Source organism: Psychrobacter sp. Pi2-52, assembly GCF_904846705.1.
In the GTDB taxonomy this organism is placed as follows: domain Bacteria; phylum Pseudomonadota; class Gammaproteobacteria; order Pseudomonadales; family Moraxellaceae; genus Psychrobacter.
Window position 1 is genome coordinate 1 of record NZ_CAJHBS010000048.1, and the last position, 1721, is coordinate 1721.

At 37.8% G+C, this 1721-nt stretch carries 2 protein-coding genes; both read right to left on the reverse strand.

Going from position 1 to position 1721, the window contains the following annotated elements; all coding sequences use genetic code 11:
* Nucleotides 1–58 precede the first annotated feature (58 nt).
* Nucleotides 59–589 (reverse strand): hypothetical protein, encoded by a 531-nt coding sequence (locus JMY00_RS13420; RefSeq protein WP_201580526.1) that lies wholly within the window; start codon nt 587–589, stop codon nt 59–61.
* Nucleotides 590–740: 151 nt separating this feature from the next.
* Nucleotides 741–1322 (reverse strand): tetratricopeptide repeat protein, encoded by a 582-nt coding sequence (locus tag JMY00_RS13425; protein WP_102094618.1) that lies wholly within the window; start codon nt 1320–1322, stop codon nt 741–743.
* Nucleotides 1323–1721: the final 399 nt, after the last annotated feature.

Consider the following 1721-nt stretch of genomic DNA (forward strand, 5'->3'; position numbering starts at 1 on the left):
CAAGGTTGGATGGAGAATAATCTACCTAAACTATTTCATAATATGGGTTGTACTTCTTTTATTTTGGATTGACTATATCAAAATAAGTAGGTGCGATAGGTAAGTATTTTGAGTTATCTTTAATAAAATAAAGATAAGCTAAAAGAGAATAATTCCTTCCAAAAATTTTAATCAACTCACCAAATATTTGTTCGTCATTTGATGAATGATAAAGGTTAAATAAAACGCTCTCCATTTCTTCTGTCTTAACAGGGTTACCAATTGCTTCAAAAAGTGGTTGATGTGGTCGATTTTGTTCGCCATAGCGATTTTGCCATGGAACTAAATTATTATCTGGAAACTCAATGGCCTCAATGGTTGCCAATATAATTTTCCCACTTCCAATGTCATAATTTTTCCATGTATGAAATGAAAGCTTATTGCGAGCAACTCTGTAAATCTGATACTTATATCCTTCTTGTTGATCTGTATAAGGATGTGAAGCAAAAGACACAAAAGCTATATTTGACTTTTCTTCCACAAACTTTATAAAAGCATCGTACTGTTTTTCAAATAGGTATGGGTTTATTATTGAGGTAACTGTTTGCATGACATTCCTTCGACTTAGGAGGCTACAAGTTTATTAGGCGTATATGATTAAGCTGATTTCACTTTATATAACTTTTTTGCTTTCGTACACAAAAAATCCAGCTCAAAGGCTGGATTTTCATTTTTAAACTAAAACCGTATGTTACTAGATACTATTTACTCTGGAACCAAGTATCGGCTTTGCTACGGGCACTAGCAATGTCTGAGCTTGATAAGTTCAATGCCAACTGACCAATTTTGCCGCGAGCTTTGTTGCGTACTTTTTCATCTAGCATGCCATCACGGGCGGCCAAGTCATACCATTTATAAGCATCGACCAAATTCTTTTGCTTTTCATCTAACAATGCAAGCGTATAGCTGGCACGGTTATCACCACGCATGGCGGCTTTTTCTAACCAGCCACGGGCTTGTTGTAAGTTAGGCTGAACACCTTCGCCGCGCAAATACATGATGGCAAGATTCAACTGAGCAGGGGCAACGCCTTGCTGAGCGGCTTTGGTATACCACTGGATTGCTTGTTGGGTATTTTGCGCAATACCTTCACCTTTTTGCAAACGCTTGGCCAGATAGAACTGAGCGTGATCGTTACCTTGGGCGGCACGACTAGACAACTCGCTCACAGGCATAAGCTCAAAACGTGAGGTATCAAGCGGTACGTTTGATATTAACTCAGCATTGGCTAAACCAGCACAAGAAAATAATGCAGTAAACAACGCAGCTTTTAATAATTTCATAGCAGCTCCAAAATTAGGCAGTTAATAAGCAAAAAAAATTGTACCGCTAAACATTGTCTCGCTAAAGACAGTCAGACGGCGATAACAATTAGGTGGAATCTTGCGATATGAACTTACCTAATCATTAGCAAAAGGGGGTTGTCATCTCTAAATCAGAGATTTCACCCTAACTGATTAGACAAACGGTCGTAATAGTGGGGTGGCTGACAATATTTTGCTAGCTTAACACCCAAACTTACGAAACTCAAATACTAATTACAAGGTCTCATAGACGTTTGTACTTGATTGTCCTTAACAAAATCAGACAGTTACTAAAAAATTAGGGGCTGTAGTAGATAAGGATTAAATATCACACCATTTTCTCAAGGTTTTCAGCTGATTAGATGGTGAGCCATAGTT